Below are 5,373 nucleotides of genomic sequence, written 5' to 3' on the forward strand. Positions count from 1 at the left end.
AGCCGATCCAGCACCGCCAAGGCCGCCCCCATCGCACAGAACAGCCTTGAATCATGCCTCAATCAAATGGGGAATCCTGAGAGTCCACAGGACCTAGAGTTGAGTGCCTGTACGCCGCCAGGGCCGCCATTAACCCGGATATCTTACCAGGCGTAGGTGCATCGGGGTCCTGAATCGGCGAGATTTCTTCTGCGACAAAGACTTATCGAGACGCAGGAGAGATCCCCGACGCCGGCGGAGTGTAGCCCGGCGCTGTTCGACTTTGCACCCGTCGAGGGCCGCCGGGTGGTGGCGGCGTTCGACGGCGGCGCGATCACCTCGAACGCCGGCGCGCTGCTGCTCGGCGCGACGGACCGCGCCATCAACCTGCTCGGCCGCTTCGCCGCCTGCTTCCGCGACGCCAGGATGCCGGAGCGGGTCGAGCACGACATCGCCACCCTGGTCGGCCAGCGCATCTTCGGCATCGCGCTCGGGCACGAGGACGTCACGGGCCACGACCAGTTTGCGGCACGCCCCGGTGCCGGCCGTGCTCGCCGGCAAGCTCGCCGCCCGGCGCAGCGACTGCGCGCCGCTGGCCGGCAAGTCGACGCTGAACCGGCTGGAGCACGCGCCCTTGGGCGAGCCCGGCCGCTATCATCGCATCGGCCATGACGCGGCGGCGATCAAGGCGCTGGTCGTCGACCTCTTCCTCGAGGCCCACCGCAAGGCGCCGCCGCGCCAGATCATCCTCGACCTCGACGCCACCGACGTGCCGCTGCACGGGCACCAGGGTCCGAAGCACTGCTTCGGACGCCGAAGGCTGGTAGGTTCTTCCATGGCTACTACGACGCCTACTGCTACCTGCCGCTCTACGTCTTCTGCGGCCGGCACCTGCTGGCGGCGAGGCTCCGTCGAGCCGACATCGATGCCTCGGCCGGCGCCGTCGACGAGGTCGCCCGGATCGTCCGCCAGGTCCGCGCCCGCTGGCCAAGGGTGCGCATACTGCTGCGCGCCGACAGCGGCTTCGCGCGCGAGGCGCTGATGGCGTGGTGCGAGCAGAACCGCGTCGACTTCCTCTTCGGCCTCGCCCGCAACGCCCGGCTGGTCGAGGAACTCGCCATCGACCTCGCCTGGACCGAGCACGAGGCCACCCGGACCGGCAAGCCGGCGCGGCGCTTCCACGATTTCCGCTGGTCGACGCTGGACAGTTGGTCGCGCCGGCGCCGGGTCGTGGCCAAGGCCGAGTGGACCCGTGGCGAGCCCAACCCGCGCTTCGTCGTCACCTCGCTCAAACCTGCCGAAGCCGATGCCCGCACCCTCTACGAGAGGCTATACTGCGCCCGCGGCGAGATGGAGAACCGCATAAAGGAGTGCCAGCTCGACCTGTTCGCCAGCCGCGCCTCGGCGGCCACCATGCGCACCAACCAGCTGCGCCTCTGGTTCGCGTCCATGGCCTATGTCCTGCTGTGCGCGCTTCGCCGCATCGGCCTCGCGCACACCCAGTTCGCCGAGGCGACCTGTGGGACCCTCCGCCTCGCCCTGCTCAAGATCGGCGCCCAGGTCCGCAGGTCGGTCCGCCGCCTCGCTATCGCCATGGCGTCGGGCCACCCCTTCCAGCTCGAGTTCGCCCTCGCCCATTCCAGGATCACAGCGGCAGCGCCCTGACGACCCGGATACCGCAGAGCCGCCTTCGCCCGCGAACACCGCTGCCCATCGGGCGGCGATGCTTACGCGCGACCATCAAAGGCCAAGCCGCCTCACCAAACGCCCTCAACCGGACCCGCCATCCCCGCCGCAGGCCAACCGCTCAATCGCGCCAGGCGCCGGTGAGAAATTCGGGTTAGCCGCGTCGTCTCGGCGATGTCGAATTGACGAATGCAGACAGTTACGCGGCGAGAGAGCTTCCTGATGTGATAACCTACGTTGACATTGCGTCCGTCACACGCGGGCGGATTGTCTCCCGAACCCGAATGACGGCAGCCGAAGCCCCCGGCCGAGCCCGGCGCAGGGCAGTCGACGGGGACGTCATCTGGTCCAATGTCCGCCCGAACCTCAGGGCCTAGACGGTCAGAATGCAGGCACGGCGCTCTGCATCGTCATGCCGTCGCAGTTCGCGTCAGATGACGCCGCGATCTGCCAGCGCCCTAATCTCGGCGTCGTCCAGCCCAGCAAGGGCGCCATACACCGCGGCATTGTCCCGGCCGAGGCCGCCTGCCGCGTGCGTCACCGTGCCGGGGTTGCGCGTGAAGCGCGGGACCACGGATTGCATGCGCACCTCACCGAAGTCCTCGTCCGGCGCCGCCACGATCGCGCCGCGTGCGCGCATCTGCGGGTCAGCGGCGATCTGTTCAGCGGAATACACGGGCGCGATCGTCCCGCCGGCCGCGGTGAAAGCATCCACCACCGTCTCGAGCCCATGCTCGGCGATCCAGGCCGCGAAGATGCCGTTCAGCTCGGCGGCGTGGGCGATGCGCTCGCGGTTGCCAGCAAAGCGCGGATCCGCGGCGAGATCCGCACGACCGATCGCGCGTGCCTTGGCAGCAAAGATCCTGTCCGTGCTGCCAGCCAGCGAGACCCAGTGGCCGTCGCGCGTGCGGAACATCTCCGACGGGGCGGAGTAGGGATTTGCATTGCCGGCCCTGTGCGGGCTGCTACCGAGTTGGTCTTACTCGATGGCGACCTTGTCGAGGATGCGGAAGGCCGCCTCGGTCAGCGAAAGATCGATCTCCTCGCCCTGCGCCACTGGTCCATCACGGAAGCGGCGGCAGAGCGCGGTGACCACGCCGAGCGCCCCGAACAGCCCGCCGATGGCATCGCCGACCGGAGAGGCCGGGTGCAGCGGCGGGCCATCGGCCTCTCCGGTGAGATAGGCGAGCCCACCCATCGCCTCGAACAGCCGCGCGAAGCCAGGCCGGGCCACATAGGGACCATCCTGGCCGAAGCCGGTGACGCGGAGGATCGTCAGGCGCGGATTGGCGGCCCAGAGCGCGTCGCGCGACAGGTTCCACCGGTCGAGCGTGCCGGGCCGGAAGTTCTCGATCAGCACGTCGAACTGCGGCAGCATGCGCAGCAGCAGCGCCTGGCCCTCAGGCTTGCCGAGATCGAGGGTGACGAAGCGCTTGTTCCGGTTGGTGACCTTCCACCAGAGCGAGCGCCCGTCCTTGAAGGGCGGGAATTGCCGCACCGGATCGCCGGCGCCGGGCAGCTCGGCCTTCACCACCTCGGCGCCGTAGTCGGCGAGCAGCGTCGCCGCGAATGGCGCCGCGATGACGGTTGCGATGTCGAGGACGCGGATGCCGTCGAGCGGACCAGGCATGGCGCGCCTCAGGGCCGCAGGTTGCGGTGGAAGGCGCGTCGGCCGATCGCGGCGCGGTGCACCTCGCTTGCCCCGTCATAGATGCGGAAAGGCCGCAGCTCGCGCGTGATCAGCGAGATCGGTCCGTCCTCCGACACGCCATGGGCGCCAGTGAGCTGCAGCGCGCGATCCGCCACGCGGCTCACCGCCTCCGACACGAAGACCTTCAGCATCGAGGACTCGTGCCGGATGTCCTCGCCCGCCTCGAAGCGGCGCGCGACATGGGCCGTCATCTGCCTGGCGGCGAAGAGGTCGATATGCGCATCGGCCACCAGCGCCTGCACAAGCTGATGCCCGGCGAGCGGCTGGTCGAAGAACTGGCGCTCCCGGCAGTAGTCCTGCGCCAGCTGCATCGCGCGCGAGGCGAGGCCGATGTACCGCATGCAGTGGAACAGTCGCGCCGGCTCGAGCCGCTGCTGGATCAACGCAAGACCCTGGCCGAGGCGACCGAGCAGCGCCTCCTCCCCGACGCGGCAGTCCTCCAGCAGAAGCTCGGTGTGGCCGCCGATGCCGAAGGCGTCGAGCGTGCCGATGTCGCGCACCAGTGTCAGGCCCGGCATGCCTGCCTCGACAAAGAAAAGCGAGATGCCCTCCTCGGCGCGCGCCACGACGATGCCGAAGGCCGCACCGCGGGCGCCGCTGGCGAACCATTTGCGCCCGTCGAGCCGCCAGCCCCCGGGCACCCGCGTGGCGGTGGTGCGCACCATGGCGGGATCGGAGCCGACGCCGGGCGCCGGCTCCGTCATCGCGAAGAAGGAGCGCACCGCGCCCGCCGCGAGCGGCAGCAGGTGACGCGTCCGCTGCGCCGGCTTTGCGTGGCGGTCGAGCAGGTGAATGTTCGGCTGGTCCGGAGGGGCGCAGTGCAGCGCACCAGGGCCCAGCAAGCTGCGCCCTGCCTCCTCGAACACGGGCACGCAATCCGCCCAGCCCAGCCCGAGCCCGCCGAGTTCGCGCGGCACCTGCGGCGCCAGCAGGCCGGCTGCGCGAGCTTTCTCCCGCAGTTCCAGGATCACCCGGTCCAGCCCGGGAATGTCGTGCGCCAGCGTGGCGCTCTCAGCAGGAATGCAGTGCTGCTCGACGAAGTCGCGGATGCGCGGGGCGAGTTCGCTGCCGGACATGGGCGTGCCTTTCGTGCTGTTGCGTGCTGCTCAGCCCGCTGTGGGCATGATGGCGCGGATGGCGCTGGCCGCGGCGACGGCCCGAGGCGCGATCTCCGCCTCCAGCGCGGCCGGGCTTCAGGCGGTAGAGCGGGATGCTGCAGTTCAGCGCGAGCCGCTCGCCCGTGCCGGCCTGTCCGAGCGGCACGGCGACAGCATGCACCTCGGGTCGGTAGTCGCCGAGCGAGAGCGAGAACCCGGCGGCCTCGGCCCGTGCAATCTCGCGGGTGGCTGTCTCGCTGAAGGCGGAGAACACCGCCAGGCGCTGCGTGCGGAAGGCCTCGAACAGCACCGCCCGTTCGGCCGGCGCGAGCAGCGCGAGCAAGGCGCGGCCGGCCGCGGTCTGCAGCAGGGGCGCGCTGGTGCCGATATCGGGGCTGAGCGGATGCGGGTCGGTCCCGAGCGAGGTCTCCACGAACACGATGTCCAGGCCATCGAGCATCGCGAGTGAGACGGCGCCACGGGCGTAGTCGGCGAGTTCCTTCAGGACCGGGCGCGCTGCCTGGCGGATGGAGAGCCGGCGCAGCAGCGGATGTGCAAGCGTCAGCAGCCTGGCGCCGAGCCGGTAGCCGCCGGCGTCCCGCTGCAGCAGTCCGAGGTCCAGGAGCGTGGCGGTGAGGCGTACCACGGCTTGGCGCGACAACCCTGTGCGACGCGCGAGTTCGGCATTTCCGAGGCTCGCCTCACCTGGGCGGAAGGCCTCGAGGATGGAAAGGCCGCGGGCAAGCGTGCTGGCGAAGCGCGCATCGGCCGAGCGCAGTTCGGGTCGCTCGATGCTCTGCATTGTATTAGCCAGGACTTGATCTGACAGACGGCGCTGGCTGTTCGAGCCGTTGGGCGTGTCTGTTGTGGTCAGTGGCGCATGATCTTCTCCCTGGCGAG

2 protein-coding genes and 2 pseudogenes are annotated in these 5,373 nt (G+C 69.9%); 1 reads left to right on the forward strand and 3 read right to left on the reverse strand.

The window, feature by feature from the left end; genetic code table 11:
* Positions 1-204 precede the first annotated feature (204 nt).
* Positions 205-1,644: pseudogene (locus tag ACESM1_RS30055) on the forward strand (IS1380 family transposase).
* A gap of 451 nt (positions 1,645-2,095) precedes the next feature.
* On the opposite strand, the pseudogene ACESM1_RS30060 reads toward ACESM1_RS30055, so the two are convergent.
* From ACESM1_RS30060 to ACESM1_RS30070, 3 genes and pseudogenes are all read right to left on the reverse strand, one after another.
* Positions 2,096-3,295, reverse strand: a pseudogene (locus ACESM1_RS30060) (CaiB/BaiF CoA transferase family protein).
* Positions 3,296-3,303: 8 nt separating this feature from the next.
* Positions 3,304-4,452 carry an acyl-CoA dehydrogenase family protein gene (locus ACESM1_RS30065; protein WP_372625041.1) on the reverse strand — a complete coding sequence of 383 codons (1,149 nt, stop codon included), beginning with the start codon at positions 4,450-4,452 and terminating at the stop codon, positions 3,304-3,306.
* The gene (locus tag ACESM1_RS30070; RefSeq protein WP_372625042.1) at positions 4,388-5,275 is read right to left on the reverse strand and encodes an IclR family transcriptional regulator; all 888 of its coding nucleotides are present in this window, start codon (positions 5,273-5,275) and stop codon (positions 4,388-4,390) included. Before ACESM1_RS30070 ends, ACESM1_RS30065 begins: the two co-directional genes overlap by 65 nt.
* Positions 5,276-5,373 lie beyond the last annotated feature (98 nt).

This window comes from Falsiroseomonas sp., assembly GCF_041690465.1.
GTDB lineage: Bacteria > Pseudomonadota > Alphaproteobacteria > Acetobacterales > Acetobacteraceae > Falsiroseomonas.

Excerpts from the sequence above, each read along its gene's own strand:
- ACESM1_RS30065 (WP_372625041.1), bottom strand. The coding sequence starts at position 4,452 with ATGTCCGGCAGCGAACTCGCCCCGCGCATCCGCGACTTCGTCGAGCAG.
- ACESM1_RS30070 (WP_372625042.1), bottom strand. The coding sequence starts at position 5,275 with ATGCAGAGCATCGAGCGACCCGAACTGCGCTCGGCCGATGCGCGCTTC.